The sequence below is a fragment of the Geodermatophilus sp. SYSU D00696 genome (assembly GCF_054050235.1).
This window is the reverse complement of record NZ_JBJGYY010000045.1, coordinates 1-15,330: the sequence shown is the minus strand read 5'-3', so window position 1 is coordinate 15,330 and position 15,330 is coordinate 1. Positions and strand designations below refer to the sequence as shown.

At 76.0% G+C, this 15,330-nt stretch carries 15 protein-coding genes; 11 read left to right on the top strand and 4 right to left on the bottom strand.

Annotated elements, in window-relative coordinates:
- Positions 1 to 14: 14 nt before the first annotated feature.
- The 4 genes from ACI79O_RS21115 to ACI79O_RS21100 all read left to right on the top strand — a co-directional run bounded on the left by ACI79O_RS21115 (position 15) and on the right by ACI79O_RS21100 (position 4,238).
- Positions 15 to 1,514 carry an AlkA N-terminal domain-containing protein gene (locus ACI79O_RS21115; protein WP_456915116.1) on the top strand — a complete coding sequence of 500 codons (1,500 nt, stop codon included), beginning with the start codon at positions 15 to 17 and terminating at the stop codon, positions 1,512 to 1,514.
- Entirely contained in the window at positions 1,511 to 2,041 is a 531-nt protein-coding gene (locus ACI79O_RS21110; protein WP_456876205.1) for a methylated-DNA--[protein]-cysteine S-methyltransferase, read from the top strand. The genes ACI79O_RS21115 and ACI79O_RS21110 overlap by 4 nt, the downstream gene beginning before the upstream one ends.
- An 82-nt stretch (positions 2,042 to 2,123) precedes the next feature.
- Positions 2,124 to 3,248 (top strand): DNA recombination protein RmuC, encoded by a 1,125-nt coding sequence (locus tag ACI79O_RS21105; protein ID WP_456876621.1) that lies wholly within the window; start codon positions 2,124 to 2,126, stop codon positions 3,246 to 3,248.
- Between the two features lie 156 nt (positions 3,249 to 3,404).
- A complete protein-coding gene (locus ACI79O_RS21100) occupies positions 3,405 to 4,238 on the top strand; it encodes a DUF6542 domain-containing protein (RefSeq protein WP_456915115.1) in 834 nt (277 codons plus the stop codon).
- 58 nt (positions 4,239 to 4,296) lie between these two features.
- On the opposite strand, the gene ACI79O_RS21095 is transcribed toward ACI79O_RS21100, so the two are convergent.
- Complete coding sequence (locus ACI79O_RS21095; protein ID WP_456876623.1) at positions 4,297 to 5,268, bottom strand: 4-hydroxy-3-methylbut-2-enyl diphosphate reductase; 972 nt, start codon at positions 5,266 to 5,268, stop codon at positions 4,297 to 4,299.
- 145 nt (positions 5,269 to 5,413) lie between these two features.
- Here ACI79O_RS21095 and ACI79O_RS21090 point away from each other — a divergent pair, with 145 nt between their 5' ends.
- The 3 genes from ACI79O_RS21090 (at position 5,414) to ACI79O_RS21080 (ending at position 8,358) form a co-directional block, all read left to right on the top strand.
- Complete coding sequence (locus ACI79O_RS21090; protein WP_456915114.1) at positions 5,414 to 6,826, top strand: hypothetical protein; 1,413 nt, start codon at positions 5,414 to 5,416, stop codon at positions 6,824 to 6,826.
- A gap of 96 nt (positions 6,827 to 6,922) precedes the next feature.
- Entirely contained in the window at positions 6,923 to 8,143 is a 1,221-nt protein-coding gene (gene xseA / locus ACI79O_RS21085) for an exodeoxyribonuclease VII large subunit (protein ID WP_456915113.1), read from the top strand.
- Positions 8,140 to 8,358, top strand: coding sequence for an exodeoxyribonuclease VII small subunit (locus tag ACI79O_RS21080; protein ID WP_456915112.1), 219 nt, complete (start codon positions 8,140 to 8,142; stop codon positions 8,356 to 8,358). Before xseA ends, ACI79O_RS21080 begins: the two co-directional genes overlap by 4 nt.
- A 3-nt stretch (positions 8,359 to 8,361) precedes the next feature.
- Here ACI79O_RS21080 and ACI79O_RS21075 read toward each other — a convergent pair whose 3' ends face one another.
- Positions 8,362 to 8,985, bottom strand: a complete 624-nt coding sequence (locus ACI79O_RS21075) for a DUF4245 domain-containing protein (RefSeq protein ID WP_456887211.1) — start codon at positions 8,983 to 8,985, stop codon at positions 8,362 to 8,364.
- A 133-nt stretch (positions 8,986 to 9,118) separates the two neighbouring features.
- Here ACI79O_RS21075 and glpX point away from each other — a divergent pair, with 133 nt between their 5' ends.
- Positions 9,119 to 10,183 carry a class II fructose-bisphosphatase gene (gene glpX / locus ACI79O_RS21070; RefSeq protein ID WP_456887213.1) on the top strand — a complete coding sequence of 355 codons (1,065 nt, stop codon included), beginning with the start codon at positions 9,119 to 9,121 and terminating at the stop codon, positions 10,181 to 10,183.
- A gap of 53 nt (positions 10,184 to 10,236) precedes the next feature.
- Here the strand turns inward: glpX and ACI79O_RS21065 are convergent, their stop codons facing one another.
- Together ACI79O_RS21065 and ACI79O_RS21060 are read right to left on the bottom strand one after the other, a co-directional pair.
- A complete protein-coding gene (locus tag ACI79O_RS21065) occupies positions 10,237 to 11,289 on the bottom strand; it encodes a hypothetical protein (RefSeq protein ID WP_456915111.1) in 1,053 nt (350 codons plus the stop codon).
- A gap of 139 nt (positions 11,290 to 11,428) precedes the next feature.
- Positions 11,429 to 11,974, bottom strand: a complete 546-nt coding sequence (locus ACI79O_RS21060) for a hypothetical protein (RefSeq protein ID WP_456887217.1) — start codon at positions 11,972 to 11,974, stop codon at positions 11,429 to 11,431.
- 205 nt (positions 11,975 to 12,179) lie between these two features.
- Here ACI79O_RS21060 and ACI79O_RS21055 point away from each other — a divergent pair, with 205 nt between their 5' ends.
- The 3 genes from ACI79O_RS21055 (at position 12,180) to ACI79O_RS21045 (ending at position 15,187) form a co-directional block, all read left to right on the top strand.
- Entirely contained in the window at positions 12,180 to 13,574 is a 1,395-nt protein-coding gene (locus ACI79O_RS21055; RefSeq protein ID WP_456915110.1) for a class II fumarate hydratase, read from the top strand.
- A 93-nt stretch (positions 13,575 to 13,667) separates the two neighbouring features.
- Positions 13,668 to 14,984, top strand: a complete 1,317-nt coding sequence (locus tag ACI79O_RS21050; RefSeq protein ID WP_456887222.1) for a citrate synthase — start codon at positions 13,668 to 13,670, stop codon at positions 14,982 to 14,984.
- A gap of 11 nt (positions 14,985 to 14,995) precedes the next feature.
- On the top strand, positions 14,996 to 15,187 hold the full coding sequence (locus ACI79O_RS21045) for a hypothetical protein (protein WP_456876633.1): 192 nt from the start codon (positions 14,996 to 14,998) through the stop codon (positions 15,185 to 15,187).
- Positions 15,188 to 15,330 lie beyond the last annotated feature (143 nt).

The window sequence follows — 15,330 nt, the reverse complement described above, 5'->3', positions numbered from 1 at the left end:
TCATGCTCGATGCCGTGACCGCCTCTCTCGACGCCGAGCGCTGCTACCGCGCGGTGACCAGCCGGGACGCCCGCTTCGACGGCTGGTTCTTCACCGCGGTCCGCACCACCGGCATCTACTGCCGACCCTCCTGCCCGGCCCGCACGCCCGCGGCGGCCAACGTGACCTTCTTCGGCACCGCGGCCGGCGCGCAGGCGGCCGGCTTCCGCGCCTGCCGGCGCTGCCGTCCCGACGCCGTCCCCGGCTCCCCGGAGTGGGACGTGCGCGCCGACGTCGTCGCCCGGGCCATGCGGCTGATCGCCGACGGCGAGGTCGAGCGGGCCGGCGTCCCCGGGCTGGCGGCGCGACTGGGCTACTCCGAGCGCCAGGTGCACCGGCTGCTGGTCGGCGAGCTCGGCGTCGGGCCGCTCGCCGTCGCCCGCGCCCAGCGAGCACAGACCGCCCGGGTGCTCATCGAGACCACCGACCTGCCGATGGCCGACGTCGCCTTCGCCGCGGGGTTCGCCAGCATCCGGCAGTTCAACGACACCGTCCGGGAGGTCTTCGCCTGCACCCCCAGCGAGCTGCGCAGCCGCCGGCGGGGCAGCGACGGCGGCACGCCGGGCTGGCTGACCCTCCGGCTGGCCGCGCGGGCCCCGTTCGACGCGGCCGAGGTGCTGCTGTTCCTCGGCGCGCACGCCGTGCCCGGACTCGAGGAGTGGGACGGGACGACGTTCTCCCGCGTCCTCGACCTGCCCGGCGGCCCCGGCGTCGTCCGGCTCTCCCCGGCGCCCGACGGCGGGCCGGCGGTGACCGCCCGGCTGCTGCTGACCGACCTGCGCGACCTGCGCGCGGCCGTCCCCCGCTGCCGGCGACTGCTCGACCTCGACGCCGACCCCGCCGCCGTCGACGACGTCCTCGGTGCCGACCCGGCACTGGCGCCCTTGGTCGCCGGCGCCCCCGGCCGCCGGGTGCCGGCCTCCCCCGACGCCCCGGAGACGGCGGCGCGCGCGGTCCTCGGCCAGCAGGTGTCGGTGGCCGGCGCCCGGACGCTGACCGCGCGGGTGCTGGCGCTGGCCGGCACGCCGCTGGCCGAGCCGGTCGGCACGCTCACCCACGCCTTCCCGCGGCCGGAGGCGCTCGCCGCGGCCGACCTGTCCGCGGTCGGGCTGACCGGCGCCCGCAGCAGGACCCTCACCGGGCTGGCCGCGGCGCTGGCCGAGGGCCGGGTGGCCCTCGACCCCGGCTGCGACCGCGAGGAGGCCGTCCGCGACCTGCTCGCCCTGCCCGGCATCGGCCCGTGGACGGCGGCGGTCGTGGCGATGCGCGGCCTCGGCGACCCCGACGTCTGGCTCCCCGGCGACCTCGCGCTGCGCCGCTCGCTGGCCGCCCTGGGCAGCTCCGACGCCGACGCCGCGACCCGCTGGCGGCCGTGGCGCTCCTACGCGGTCATGCACCTGTGGTCACTGGCCGCGCCGTCCCTCTTCTCCCGCTCCCCCGCCCCCGTCCCCCTCCCCGATCGGAGTGCGTCATGACCGAGTCCGCCCGCTACGCCACCGTGGCCACCCCGCCCGGCCCGTTCACCGTCGTGGTCACCCCCGGCCCCGACGGCGGCGACGTCGTCCTGGCCGCCGGCTGGACCGGCGACGTCGCCGAGCTGCTGCCCGTCGTCCACCGCACGCTGCGGCCGACCTGGGTCGAGCGGGTGGAGCACCTGCCGGTCCTCGACGCCGTCGAGGCGCACGCCGCCGGTGACCTCGGCGCCATCGACGACGTCCCGGTGCGGCAGCGCTCCGGGCCGTTCCTCGAGGACGCCTGGGACGTGCTGCGCACCGTCCCCGCCGGGCAGCCCGACACCTACGCCGCGTTCGCCGCCCGCTGCGGCCGGCCCGCCGCGGTGCGCGCCGCGGCCAACGCGTGCGCCCGCAACGCCGCCGCGCTGTTCGTGCCCTGCCACCGGGTGCTCGGCTCCGACGGCGGCCTCGGCGGCTTCCGCTGGGGCACCCCGGTCAAGCGCTGGCTGCTCGACCACGAGGCGGAGCACGCCCCCGTCCCCGCGTGAGGCATCGGAAGCGATCCGCACGTCCCGAGGCCCGGGACGTGCGGATCGCTTCCCATGCCTGAGCGCCTCCCGGGAGATGTCGGTGGCGTCCTGCACGCTGCTCGCCGTGGACGCCGCCTCCCTCCTGCTCGGCCTGCTGCTCGGCGCGCTGCTGGGGGCCGCCGTCGCGCTGGGCGTCGTCGCGCTGGTGTCGCGCCGCCGGCCGGCCGACGACGGGCTCGAGCCGGTGCACGAGTCGCTCGACCACCTGCACCGGCTGCTGGCCGGCATCGAGCGGGACCGCGCCACCGCCCACGGCGAGCTGCGCGAGCAGATGGGCGCCGTCGGGCAGACCAGCGCGCTGCTGCGCCAGGAGACGGCGGCGCTGGTCACCGCGCTGCGCACCCCGCACGTCCGGGGCCGTTGGGGCGAGGTGCAGCTGCGCCGCGTCGTCGAGGTGGCGGGCCTGCTCGAGCACTGCGACTTCGTCGAGCAGCCCTCGTCCACCAACGACGAGGGCGCCGGCGTCCGGCCCGACCTCGTGGTCACCCTCGCCGACGGCCGGCAGGTCGTGGTCGACGCGAAGGTGCCCTTCACCGGCTACATCGAGGCGGTGCAGGCCACCGACGAGGCCGTCCGCGTCCAGCGCGTCGCGGCGCACGCCCGCCAGCTGCGCGCGCACGTCGACGCGCTGTCCGCCCGCCGCTACCCCACCGCGTTCCGGCCCGCGGCGCCGTTCACCGTGCTGTTCGTCCCCTCCGACGGCTTCCTCACCACGGCTCTGGAGGCCGAGCCCGCGCTCCTGGAGTACGGCTTCGGCCGCGACGTCGTCATCGCCACCCCCAGCACGCTGCTGGCCCTGCTGCGCACGGTCGCCCACTCGTGGCGGCAGGAGCGGCTGGCGCGCGACGCCGACCAGGTGATCGAGGTCGGCCGCCGGCTGCACGCCCGCCTCACCACGCTGTCGGGGCACCTGACCCGGCTGGGCGCGGCCCTGGGCACCACGCTCACCCGCTACAACGAGACGGTCGGCTCCTACGAGCGCTCCGTCCTCGCCGCCGCCCGCCGCTTCGACGACCTCGGCGTGGGCGAGACAGCGGTGCCGTCCCCGCCCGAGGTGGAGGCGGTGGTCCGGCAGCTGCGCCCGGCCACCGACGACCCGGACGACGACGCCGCCCCCGCCGTCGACGACGTCCCGCTGCGCTGGCGGCTCACCGACGGCGGCTGACCGGCCGGAGCACGTGGCGGCCGGGGTCCCGGCGGTCGCAGTGGACCCCTCCGTCACACCGACCCCGCCCCTGCACCAGAGTTGCCAAATCGACACGGCGACCTGTCGTGAATCGACACCGCGCGGTGCCCCTGCGGGCGGGGTCCCCTCGCTACCGTGAGCACGACACCGGCCCGGCACGGGCAGGCCGGACCGAACGGGGAGGTGGCCATGGCCTCGGCGAGCGCAGCCGACACCTGGCACGACAGCGGGAGCCGCCGCCAGCGCCCCCTCGCCGGCGCACCGGCCCCTCGCCCGGACCTGCCGCGGCTGGACGCGACGCCCGCCCGGGCCTCGCGCATGTCGCTGCCGCCGGTGCCCCCGCCGCACCCGCGCGGCCGCCCCGCGGGACCGGGCCACGGCGCGGGCGCCGGTCACGGGCGGCCGGTGCCCGACGGGCGGCCCCCGGCGGTCCGCCCGTCCCAGCGCGTCCCGGTCCCCGTGCCCCCGGTCGCCGACCGCGACGCCGTCACGACCCCGCCGCGCCGCGGCCGGCCGGCCGATCCCGCACCGGCCCGCGAGCCCGGCCGCGCCGGGAGCCCCGCCCGCGGTCCGCGCGGCTCGTCCCGCGGCACCCCGCCCCACGCCGGTCGCGCGAGCGGGTTGCGCGGCAGCCTCGCGGTCCTGGGCGTGTTCGTCATGACGCTGGCCGGCGGCGCCGTCGACTCCTTCCTCGCCGTCGGGCTCGGCACGCTGACGCTGGTCACCCTGGTCGCGGCCTCCGCCATCGGCACGCTGCTGGTGCGCCGGCGCGACCTGCTGACCGTGGTCGCCTGCCCGCCGCTGGTCTTCGTGGCGGTCGCGGCGGTCAACATCGGCCTGGCCCCGTCGGCCACCTTCAACCCGGCCACGATCGCGACCGTCCTCATCCGCGGCTTCCCCACCATGGCCGTCGCCACCGCCGTCGCCGCGGTGCTGGCCGTCATCCGCTGGGCCGCCCGCGGCCGCTGACGGCCCCCGGACACGAGACGCCCCCCCACCCGGCCGGGAGGGGGCCCTTCTCGTTCGTTCAGCGGGTGGGGCGGGCGGACTCGCCGCGCCGGGGCCGCAGCTCGTGCGGCAGCGCGAACACCAGCCGCTCCTCGGCGGCCTTGACCGTCTCGACGTCGGGGTAGCCGCGCTCGGCCAGCCAGTCGAGGACCTCGCCGACCAGCACCTCGGGCACCGACGCGCCGCTGGTGACGCCGACCGTGGACACGCCCTCGAGCCACGCCGGGTCGATCTCGCTGGCGTAGTCGACCAGGTGCGCGGCGCGGGCGCCGGCCTCCAGCGCCACCTCGACCAGGCGCACCGAGTTCGACGAGTTGGTGGAGCCGACGACGACCACCAGGTCGCAGGCGGGCGCCATCTGCTTGACCGCCTGCTGCCGGTTCTGCGTGGCGTAGCAGATGTCGTCGCTGGGCGGGGACTGCAGTCCCGGGAAGCGGGTCCGGAGCTGGTCGACCGTGGCGAGCGTCTCGTCGACCGAGAGGGTCGTCTGCGACAGCCACACGACCCTCTCCGGGTCGCGCACCTGCACGTCGGCCACGTCGTCGGGACCGTCGACGAGCTGGATGTGCGACGGGGCCTCGCCCGAGGTGCCCTCGACCTCCTCGTGGCCGCGGTGGCCGATCAGCAGGATGTCGTAGTCGTCGCGGGCGAAGCGCTTGGCCTCCTGGTGCACCTTGGTCACCAGCGGGCAGGTGGCGTCGATGGTGCGCAGCTGCCGGGCGGCGGCCTCCTCGTGGACGGCCGGGGAGACGCCGTGGGCGCTGAAGACGACGACCGAGCCCTCGGGCACCTCGTCGGTCTCGTCGACGAAGACCGCGCCGCGCCGCTCGAGCGTGGCCACCACGTGCTTGTTGTGGACGATCTGCTTGCGGACGTACACCGGGGCGCCGTGGATCTCCAGCGCCCGCTCGACGGCCACCACCGCCCGGTCGACACCGGCGCAGTAGCCCCGGGGATCGGCCAGCAGGACCCGTCCGCGCTGATCAGCCATGCCCCGATGGTATGCGGCTCCCGGCCGCCGCCCCGGCTCCGGCGGGGACCGCGGACGAGACCCCGGACACGCCCACCCGCCCGACCGGGTGGCAGCGGCCGGGGCCGTGGTGCCGACGCCGACCGGCTGGGGCAGGCTGGGGCGCATGTCCCGTGAGATCCCCGAGCCCGTCCGCGCCACCGTGGGGCTGGCCGCCACCGTCATCGACGACGTCCGCAGCCTCCCCCGGACGCTGCCGGGCCTGCCGGTGCGCCTCGTCGGCATCGCGCTGCAGGCGGCGATGAAGCTGCAGCAGCAGTGGTCGGGACTGGTGGCCCGCGGGGACGAGGTGCTCACCGGGCTGCGCGGCGAGCGGGAGCCGGGCCTGGCCACCTTCGACGACGACGAGGACGAGCAGCCGGCCGGCGCCGGGCTGGTCGCGCAGCCGATCGACGTGCTGCGCGACTCCGCCTTCGACCGCGCCCCCGACGTCGACACCGTCGGGGACGGCATCTCCGACGACGAGGTCGCGACCCTCCCCGGCGACCCGGCCGCCGACGCCGTCGTGGCCGCCGTCGAGGACACCGCCGCCGCCCTGGCCGAGCCCGACTCGGTCACCGAGCTCACCGAGGTCGACGTGATGGAGGTCGACGTCGACACCGACGCGGCCGGCCTGGTCGACGACGAGCTCGCCGGCCTGCCGCAGGACCCGTCCCCGGCCGCCGTGGTCGCCGCGGTCGAGGACGTCACCGACCAGGTCCTGGGTGCCGAGGAGGCCGAGGCGGCGCTCGGCGCCGCCGACTCCGCGCTCACCGCCGAGGACGCGCTGGAGAGCGCGCTGCTCGAGGCCGAGGGCACCGGCGCGGCGCCGGCCACCGACGACGCACCGGCGGCCAGCGACCCGGGCGGCTCCCCGGTGGGCGAGCTGGCCGGCGCGCCCGACGTGGGCAGCGACGACACGGCGACGCCCGACGCGGCCGACTCCGGCACCGCGGACACCGACATCGGGCTGGCCGACTCCGCCCCCGACGCCGGCCGGGACACCGACGGGGCCGCCGAGGTCGACGTCGTCACCCCCGACGGCCAGGTCACCACGGTCGAGGGCACGGTGACCGACGAGGGCGTCGTCGCGCCCGAGGCCGGTCCCGGCGAGGACTCCGGTGCCGCCACCGAGGACACCGCCGTCGACGAGGGCGGCACCCCGGTCGCGGCCGCCACCGGCGTGCGCACCGACGTCGGCGAGACCGGCACCGCCGAGGAGGACGCGGCCCGCGCCGAGGGTGCCGCGGTCGACGCCGTGGGCGGCGAGTCCGACGCCCCCACCGACGACGCCCAGGGCGGCAGCGACGTCTCGGGGTCGCAGGCGGCCGGGACCGCGCCGGTCGAGGGATACGACTCCTTCACCATCGCCCAGCTGCGCGGGCGGCTGCGCGGCTACCAGCTCGCCACCGTGCAGGACCTGCTCGCCTACGAGGAGGCCACCCGCAACCGGTCGCAGTTCGTCACGATGCTGCGCAACCGGCTGGAGAAGCTGGAGCAGCAGGCGGTCGACGCCAGCCCGCTCCAGCCCCGCGGCTGACGAAGGACCCCCTGCCCCCACGCCTCGCCGGCTCGGCGCGGGACCCTGCAGGGTGGCCGTCCCAGCGCGTCACCAGCGCCTGGCACAGTCGCGGGCATGACCGCCCCCTCCACGCCCGAGGCGCCCTGGCCGGTCCGCACGGTGGCCCGCAAGGTCGCCGAGTGGATCGGCCGGCTCGGTGAGGTGTGGGTCGAGGGGCAGGTCGCCCAGCTGTCCCGGCGCGGTGCGGCCACGGTCTTCCTGACCCTGCGCGACCCCGCCGCCGACCTGTCGGTGCCGGTCACCTGCGCCCGCGACGTCGCCGACCGGCCCGGTCTCGAGCTCACCGAGGGCGCCCGCGTCATCGTGCGGGCCCGGCCCGACTACTACATCGCCCGCGGCTCGTTCTCCCTCCGCGCCACCGAGATCCGCGCCGTCGGCCTGGGCGAGCTGCTGGCCCGCATCGAGCGGATCCGCCGGCTGCTGGCCGCCGAGGGCCTGTTCGACGTCGCCCGCAAGCGCCCGCTGCCCTTCGCGCCCGCCGTCGTCGGCCTGGTCACCGGCAAGGACTCCGCGGCCGAGCGCGACGTGCTGGTCACCGCCCGGCGGCGGTGGCCGGCGGTGCGCTTCGCCGTGCACCACAGCCTGGTGCAAGGGGTGAACGCCGCGGCGTCGGTGATCGACGGGCTGCAGCGGCTCGACCGCGACCCGGAGGTGGAGGTCATCGTCCTCGCCCGCGGCGGCGGGTCGGTCGAGGACCTGCTGCCCTTCTCCGACGAGGGCCTCGTCCGCGCCATCGCCGCCTGCCGCACCCCGGTGGTCACCGCCGTCGGCCACGAGACCGACACCACGCTGGTCGACCACGTCGCCGACGTCCGCGCGGCCACCCCCACCGACGCCGCCCACCGGGTGGTCCCCGAGATCGGCGAGCAGCGGCGGCTGGTCGACGGCCTGCGCGCCCGCGCCCGGCACCTGCTCACCGTCCGGATCGAGCAGTCCGAGCGGTGGCTCGACAGCGTCCGCAGCCGGCCGGTGCTGGCCGATCCCGCGCGGCTGCTGCACGGCCGGGCCGACGACGTCGCCGCGCTGCGCGACCGGGCCCGCCGCACGCTCACCCACCGGGTCGAGACCGCCGAGCGCGACCTCGAGCACGCCCGGGCCCGGGTCGCCGCCCTCTCGCCGCAGGCGACGCTGCAGCGCGGCTACGCGCTGCTGCAGCGGGCCGACGGTGCGCTGGTCCGCGACCCCGGCGAGGTGGCCGACGGCGAGCGGCTGGCGGTGCGGGTCGCGGGTGGGCGGCTGGCCGTCCGGGTCGACGGGCAGGATGGGGAGCCGTGAGCGAGCCGACGACCGAGCAGCCGACGCAGACCTACGAGCAGGCCCGCGAGGAGCTTGCCGACGTGGTGCGCCGGCTGGAGGCCGGTGGGCTCACCCTCGAGGAGTCGCTGGCGCTGTGGGAGCGCGGGGAGCAGCTGGCCGAGCTGTGCCGGCACTGGCTCGACCGCGCCCGCGAGCGGCTGGCCGCCGCGAGCCCCCGCGACCGGGAGGAGTAGGGCTCAGCGCACCACGACGGGGGCGAGCGAGGCGGCCACGGTCTCCAGCTCCTCGTCGTCGGCCGAGCCGGTGACCAGCGTGGTCACCCCGTCCTCCTCCCGGGACAGCACCGTCTCGCCGCGCGTGCTGGTCGACCGGGTCCAGGTGCGGCCCGCGAGGTCGACGCTGCCGTCCTCCTCGGCGCCGTCGAGCACCGCGGTCAGCCGCTCGGCGCGGGGGTCGTCGGTGGTGAGGAACCCCGCGTACTCGTCCGACGGCGTCACGTAGCCCACCTCGAGGGTCACCGGTGCGCCCTGGCCGGCCTCCCCGGCGTCGGTACGGGCGCTGGTGGGCCGGTAGCCGTCGGGCAGCCCGGTCGGCGCCTCCACGGTGTAGCCCGCGCGGGACGCGGCCAGCTGCACCGAGCTGCTGGGGTCGATCGGTCGGACCGGGTCCACCTCGCCCTGCCGGAAGGCGACCCAGCCCACGACGAGCAGGCAGATGACCACCAGCGGCAGCAGCGACCGGACCATGTTCGCCGCACTCATCCGGTTGGCCCGCTCGACGGCGGACGGCGCCGGCGGCGGCTGCTCCGGCGCGGACTGCTCCTCGGGGGCCTGTCGGCCCGACGGCCCGGTGGTGGTCATGCCCCTAGGATCGCAGCACCGATCCACACCCCCGCTGCCCTGCACCCCGGCGCACCCGCCCGCCCGACCGGCACCGGGGCCGGGTCGCCGGGACGGTGGGGCACCCGGCAACGACGCCGACGTTGGAGGTCCCGTGATCCTTCCCGTACCCGACGGCCCCGTGCCCCCGGCCCCCCGCCCGAGCACCTTCCGCACCGATCGCCCGGCGCCCGACCGGAACCTGGCCCTCGAGCTGGTCCGGGTCACCGAGGCCGCCGCGATGGCCGCCGGCCGCTGGGTGGGGCGCGGGGACAAGAACGGCGGCGACGGCGCGGCGGTCGACGCGATGCGCGCGCTCATCGGCACCGTGACCATGCGCGGCGTCGTCGTGATCGGCGAGGGCGAGAAGGACGAGGCGCCCATGCTCTACAACGGCGAGCAGGTCGGCGACGGCTACGGGCCCGAGTGCGACGTCGCCGTCGACCCCATCGACGGCACCACGCTGATGGCCAAGGGCATGCCCAACGCCATCGCGGTCATGGCGGTGGCCGACCGGGGCGCCATGTACGACCCGTCGGCCGTCTTCTACATGGAGAAGATCGCCACCGGTCCGGCCGCTGCCGACGCCGTCGACATCACCGCCCCGGTCGCGGAGAACGTCCGCCGGGTCGCGAGGGCCAAGCACAGCTCGGTCGCCGACGTCACCGTGTGCATCCTCGACCGGCCGCGCCACGAGCAGCTCGTGCACGAGGTCCGTGAGGCCGGCGCCCGGATCAAGTTCATCTCCGACGGCGACGTCGCCGGCGCCATCGCCGCGGCCCGGGAGGGCACCGGCGTCGACATGCTCATGGGCATCGGCGGCACGCCCGAGGGGATCATCGCCGCCTGCGCGCTCAAGTGCATGGGCGGCACGCTGCAGGGCCGGCTGTGGCCCAAGGACGACGAGGAGCGGCAGAAGGCGGTCGACGCCGGTCACGACCTCGACCGGGTGCTGCAGATCGACGACCTGGTGCGCGGCGACGTCTTCTTCGTGGCCACCGGCATCACCGACGGCGAGCTGCTCCGCGGCGTGCAGTACCGGGCGGGGGGCTGCACCACGCAGTCGCTGGTGATGCGCTCCCGCTCGGGCACCATCCGCTCCATCGACAGCCTGCACTCGCTGGAGAAGCTGCGCGCCTACTCGGCGGTGCCCTTCGACCGCTCCTCCGAGGAGGAGTGAGCACGGGCCCGGCACCCCGAGGGGTGCCGGGCCCGTGCCCGCCGGACGGTGGTTCAGCCCAGCCGGTCCTCGCAGGTGCCGAGGTCCTCGTAGGGAAGGCGGCCTGCGCAGGTGCCGGCGTACTGCTCGTAGGGCGAGCCCGACGGCGTGTCGCGCCACAGCTGGTCGCACGCCGTCCAGTCACCGGCGAAGCAGCTCTCGGCCAGCGGCTGGAACGTCGGGTCGTCGCCCAGGCCGGTCGGCGCGGTGGGGTCGGCCGGCGTCGTGCCGCCGGTCCCCCCGCCGTCGCCGAGGCGGGCCTGGCAGGTGCCGCCGCCCTCGTACTCGACCCGGCCGGCGCAGGTGCCGGCGTAGTCCTCGTAGGGCGAGTCGACGGGGGTCACGCGCCACAGCTCGTCGCAGGTGGCGAGGTCCCCGTCGAAGCACGACTGGGCCAGCGGCTGGAAGGTCGGGTCGTCGCCCAGGCCGGTGGGCGGCGCCGGCGCCGCGGGCGACCCGCCGCCGCCCGGGGACGACGGGGCCGACGGGCTGGAGGACGACGGGCTCGAGGAGCGGGACGACGAGGTCGCCGACGAGCTCGCCGAGGACGACGGGGACGACGACCTCGTGGCGCTGGTCGTGGTGGCCGGGTCGGCGACGGTCGAGCCCCCGTCGTCGCGGAGGAGGAAGAACAGCAGGGCGCCGACGCCGGCGAGCACGAGCACCCCGACGACGCCCAGCACGACCGCGAGGTTCTTGCTCTTCTGCTGCGGGGGCGGGCCGCCGTAGCCGGGCTGCTGGCCGTACGGCTGCCCGTACTGCTGGGCGTACTGCTGGCCGTAGGGCTGGTTCGGGTCGTACCCCGGCTGCTGCCCGTACTGCTGGCCGTACTGCTGCCCGTACTGCTGCCCGTACTGCTGGTTCGGGTCGGGCTGGGCGAAGGGTGCGGTCGGGTCGCGCTGCTCCCCGCCGGGCTGGCCGTACTGACCGGGCTGGAACTGGGTGGTGGGCGGGGCGGGCTGACCGAGCTGCTGCGTCGGGTCGTCGGACTGCCCCCACCCCTGCTGCCCGGGCTGCTGGCCCGAGGGGTCGTTGCCGCCCTGGGGCGGGTACGGCGGCTGGGACATGGCGGGAGCTCCTCGGGTCAGGTCACTGGCGCAGGTCAGGCTAGGTCCGGCGGGGAGGGGGGAGAAGCACGTTCGGGTCACGGGACGGCGGCGCGACGGCTCCTCCGTCCCAGGGCCCACGGCAGCCGCGGGCGGCGCCTCAGTCGAGGTCGGTGCAGTACGGGACCGCCCAGGCCTTGACCCGCCCGCCGCAGGAGAGGCCGTACTCCTCGTACTCCGACAGCGGCGGGGACTCGACGTACAGGTCGTCGCAGGACTGCAGGTCGCCCTCGAAGCACTGCTGGGCGTAGCCGTCGAGCACCGGGTCGGGCCCGAGCTCCCCGGGCGGCACGGGGGCGGACTGCTCGACCTCGCCGAGGCCGCCGCCGGCGGCGAGGGGGTCGGCGAAGCCGCCGGAGAGCCCCTCCGACACCGACTCGCCCACGGCCTCCCCGGCCTCCCGGCCGGCGTCCAGGACCGCACCGCGGACCAGCACCCCGCCGACGACGGCGGCCAGGACCAGGCCGAGCACCAGCCCGGCGGCGACGAGCGCGGCGCCGCCCAGACCGGACCGGGCCGGCGGCGGTGGCACGGGAGGCGCCGGAGCCGGGGACGGCGGCTGCCCGGCGGCCGGGTCCCACGTCCCCCAGGGCGTCCAGCCCCCCACGGGGACCGAGCCGGGTGCGGGGTCGTGCGGGTGGGTCACGGGGCCTCCTGGGACCGGGGTGTCCGGCGCACGCTAGGTCCGCGCCCGGCCCCGTCCCGGTTCCCACCCCGGGCCTGCTCCAACTGCTTCACCGGCGGCCCCCTCGCAGGGGCCCGCCGCGAGCATGCGAGCGGCGGGGGGCGAGGGGGTCCTCTTAGGGTCACGCGTGCAGCACCGATCCCACCGACACCACACGGGAGCCAGCGTGGCCACCGAGCAGGACCACCGCATCGAGCGCGACTCCATGGGGGAGGTCCGCGTCCCCGCCTGGGCCAAGTGGCGGGCCCAGACCCAGCGCGCCGTCGAGAACTTCCCCATCTCCGGCACGCCCATCGAGCGCGAGCTGATCGCCGCCCTGGCCGCCATCAAGGGCGCCGCGGCGCGGGTCAACGCCGACCTCGGCGTCCTCGACGGCGACGTCGCCTCCGCCATCGCCGACGCCGCCGCCGAGGTGGCCGCCGGGAGGTGGGACGAGCACTTCCCCATCGACGTCTTCCAGACCGGCTCCGGGACGTCGAGCAACATGAACACCAACGAGGTCATCGCGACGCTGGCCACCGAGGCCACGGGCACGTCGGTGCACCCCAACGACCACGTCAACGCGTCGCAGTCGTCCAACGACGTCTTCCCCTCGGCCATCCACGTGGCCGCCACCCGCGCGATCGTGCGCGACCTGGTCCCGGCGCTGCGGCACCTGGAGGCCTCGCTGTCGCGCAAGGCCACCGAGTTCGCCGAGGTGGTCAAGAGCGGCCGCACCCACCTCATGGACGCCACCCCGGTCACCCTGGGCCAGGAGTTCGGCGGGTACGCCGCGGCGATCCGGTACGGCGTCGAGCGGCTGGAGGCCTCGCTGCCGCGCATCGGCGAGCTGCCGCTGGGCGGCACCGCCGTCGGCACCGGGATCAACACCCCGCCCGGCTTCGCCGCCGCGATCATCGACACGCTCGCCGCGGAGCTGGACCTGCCGCTCCGCGAGGCGCGCGACCACTTCGAGGCGCAGAGCTCGCGCGACGGCCTGGTCGAGGCCTCCGGCCAGCTGAAGACGATCGCCGTCGGCCTGGTCAAGATCGCCAACGACCTGCGCTGGATGGGCTCGGGCCCGCGCACCGGCCTCGGCGAGATCCAGCTGCCGGACCTGCAGCCGGGCAGCTCGATCATGCCCGGCAAGGTCAACCCGGTGATCCCGGAGGCGGTCATCCAGGTGGCCGCCCAGGTGATCGGCAACGACGCCGCGGTCACCTACGCCGGCACCACCGGCGTCTTCGAGCTCAACGTGACGCTGCCGCTCATGGCGCGCAACGTGCTGGAGTCGATCCGGCTGCTGGCCAACGTCAGCCGGATCCTCGCCGACCGCTGCGTCGACGGGATCGTCGCGAACGTCGAGCAGTGCCGGACCTACGCCGAGTCCTCGCCGTCGATCGTGACCCCGCTGAACCGGTACATCGGCTACGAGGAGGCGGCCAAGGTCGCCAAGCAGTCGCTGGCCGAGCGCAAGACCATCCGCCAGGTGGTGCTCGAGCGCGGCTACGTCGACCAGGGCAAGCTCACCGAGGCCCAGCTCGACGAGGCCCTCGACGTCCTCTCGATGACCCACCCCTGAGGTCCCGCGGGGTGGGCCGGGACCGCCGGTCCACCCCGCGGCAGGACCGTCCGTGTCGTCTGACGGGCCCGACGCCAGTAGCGTCGGACCACCATGACCGAGACAGCCACCGCCGCCGCTGACAGCACGCCCGAGGTATCTCTCCGGCACCCGGGAGGTGAGCTGCCCATGCGCGTGGTGCCCGCGACGGAGGGGTCCGACGGGCTCGACGTCTCCAAGCTGCTGGCGACCACCGGGCAGGTCGCCCTCGACATCGGCTTCGTCAACACCGCCGCGTGCACCTCGGCGATCACCTACATCGACGGCGACGCCGGGATCCTGCGCTACCGCGGGTACCCGATCGACCAGCTCGCCGGGAAGGCGAGCTTCCTCGAGGTCACCTACCTGCTGATCTTCGGCGAGCTGCCCACGGCCGACCAGCTGGCCGAGTTCGACGCCCGGCTGCGCCGGCACACGCTGCTGCACGAGGACCTCAAGCAGTTCTTCCAGGGCTTCCCGCGCGACGCGCACCCCATGCCGGTGCTGTCCTCGGCGGTCAGCGCGCTGTCGACCTTCTACCAGGACTCGCTGGACCCCTTCGACCCGCGCCACGTGGAGATCTCCACGATCCGGCTGCTGGCCAAGCTCCCGACGATCGCCGCCTACGCGTACAAGAAGTCGGTCGGCCAGCCGTTCCTCTACCCGGACAACTCCCTCGGCCTGGTCGAGAACTTCCTGCGCATGACCTTCGGCTTCCCCGCCGAGCCCTACGAGGTCGACCCCGACCTGGCCGCGGCGCTGGACATGCTGTTCGTGCTGCACGCCGACCACGAGCAGAACTGCTCGACGTCGACGGTGCGGCTGGTCGGCTCCTCGCACGCCAACCTCTTCGCCTCGGTGTCGGCCGGCATCAACGCGCTGTTCGGCCCGCTGCACGGCGGGGCCAACCAGTCGGTGCTGGAGATGCTGGAGTCCATCCAGCGCGAGGGCGGCGACATCCCGGCGTTCGTCGAGCGGGTGAAGAAGAAGGAGCCCGGGGTCAAGCTCATGGGCTTCGGCCACCGGGTCTACAAGAACTACGACCCGCGCGCGGCGATCGTGAAGCGCACCGCCGACACCGTGCTCGACAAGCTCGGCGGGGACAACCAGCTGCTCGACCTGGCCCGCCAGCTCGAGGAGATCGCGCTGTCCGACGACTACTTCATCGAGCGCAAGCTCTATCCCAACGTCGACTTCTACACCGGGCTGATCTACCGGGCGATGGGCTTCCCGACGCGGATGTTCACCGTGCTGTTCGCCCTCGGCCGGCTGCCCGGCTGGATCGCGCAGTGGCGGGAGATGATCGAGGACCCGTCCACGAAGATCGGCCGGCCGCGGCAGGTGTACACCGGCGAGACCGAGCGGCCCTTCGTCCCGCTCGCCGAGCGCTGACGACGGCGTCGATGGGCAGCGAGCCGGCCGAGGACGTCCTGGTCCTCCCCCCGATCCCCCTGGCGACCGGCCGGCTCCTGCGCGACGACGACCGGGCGCTGGTGATCACCGCTGTCGAGCTGGTCGTCTCCACCGCGGACGGGGGCGAGCACCGCATCGCCCTCGTCCCGCGTCACGGCGCCTGGTGGCCCCCCGACCGCTGACCCCCGGGCACTTCCGCGGAAGTGCACCCTGACCCCGGGCACTTCCGCGGAAGTGCACCCTGACCCCGGGGACTTCCGCGGCAGTGCCCGGGGCCTCTGCCCCGGAGGGGTGTCGCCCGCTCCCGCGTCCCTCCTCCGGGTCC

Bases quoted from the DNA above. Each gene is read 5' to 3' on its own strand.
- ACI79O_RS21045 (WP_456876633.1), top strand. From the start codon at position 14,996: ATGGGCAGCGAGCCGGCCGAGGACGTCCTGGTCCTCCCCCCGATCCCC.
- ACI79O_RS21095 (WP_456876623.1), bottom strand. From the start codon at position 5,268: ATGGCTGATCAGCGCGGACGGGTCCTGCTGGCCGATCCCCGGGGCTAC.
- ACI79O_RS21050 (WP_456887222.1), top strand. From the start codon at position 13,668: ATGACCGAGACAGCCACCGCCGCCGCTGACAGCACGCCCGAGGTATCT.
- ACI79O_RS21065 (WP_456915111.1), bottom strand. From the start codon at position 11,289: ATGTCCCAGCCGCCGTACCCGCCCCAGGGCGGCAACGACCCCTCGGGC.
- ACI79O_RS21090 (WP_456915114.1), top strand. From the start codon at position 5,414: ATGTCCCGTGAGATCCCCGAGCCCGTCCGCGCCACCGTGGGGCTGGCC.
- ACI79O_RS21075 (WP_456887211.1), bottom strand. From the start codon at position 8,985: ATGACCACCACCGGGCCGTCGGGCCGACAGGCCCCCGAGGAGCAGTCC.
- xseA (WP_456915113.1), top strand. From the start codon at position 6,923: ATGACCGCCCCCTCCACGCCCGAGGCGCCCTGGCCGGTCCGCACGGTG.
- ACI79O_RS21110 (WP_456876205.1), top strand. From the start codon at position 1,511: ATGACCGAGTCCGCCCGCTACGCCACCGTGGCCACCCCGCCCGGCCCG.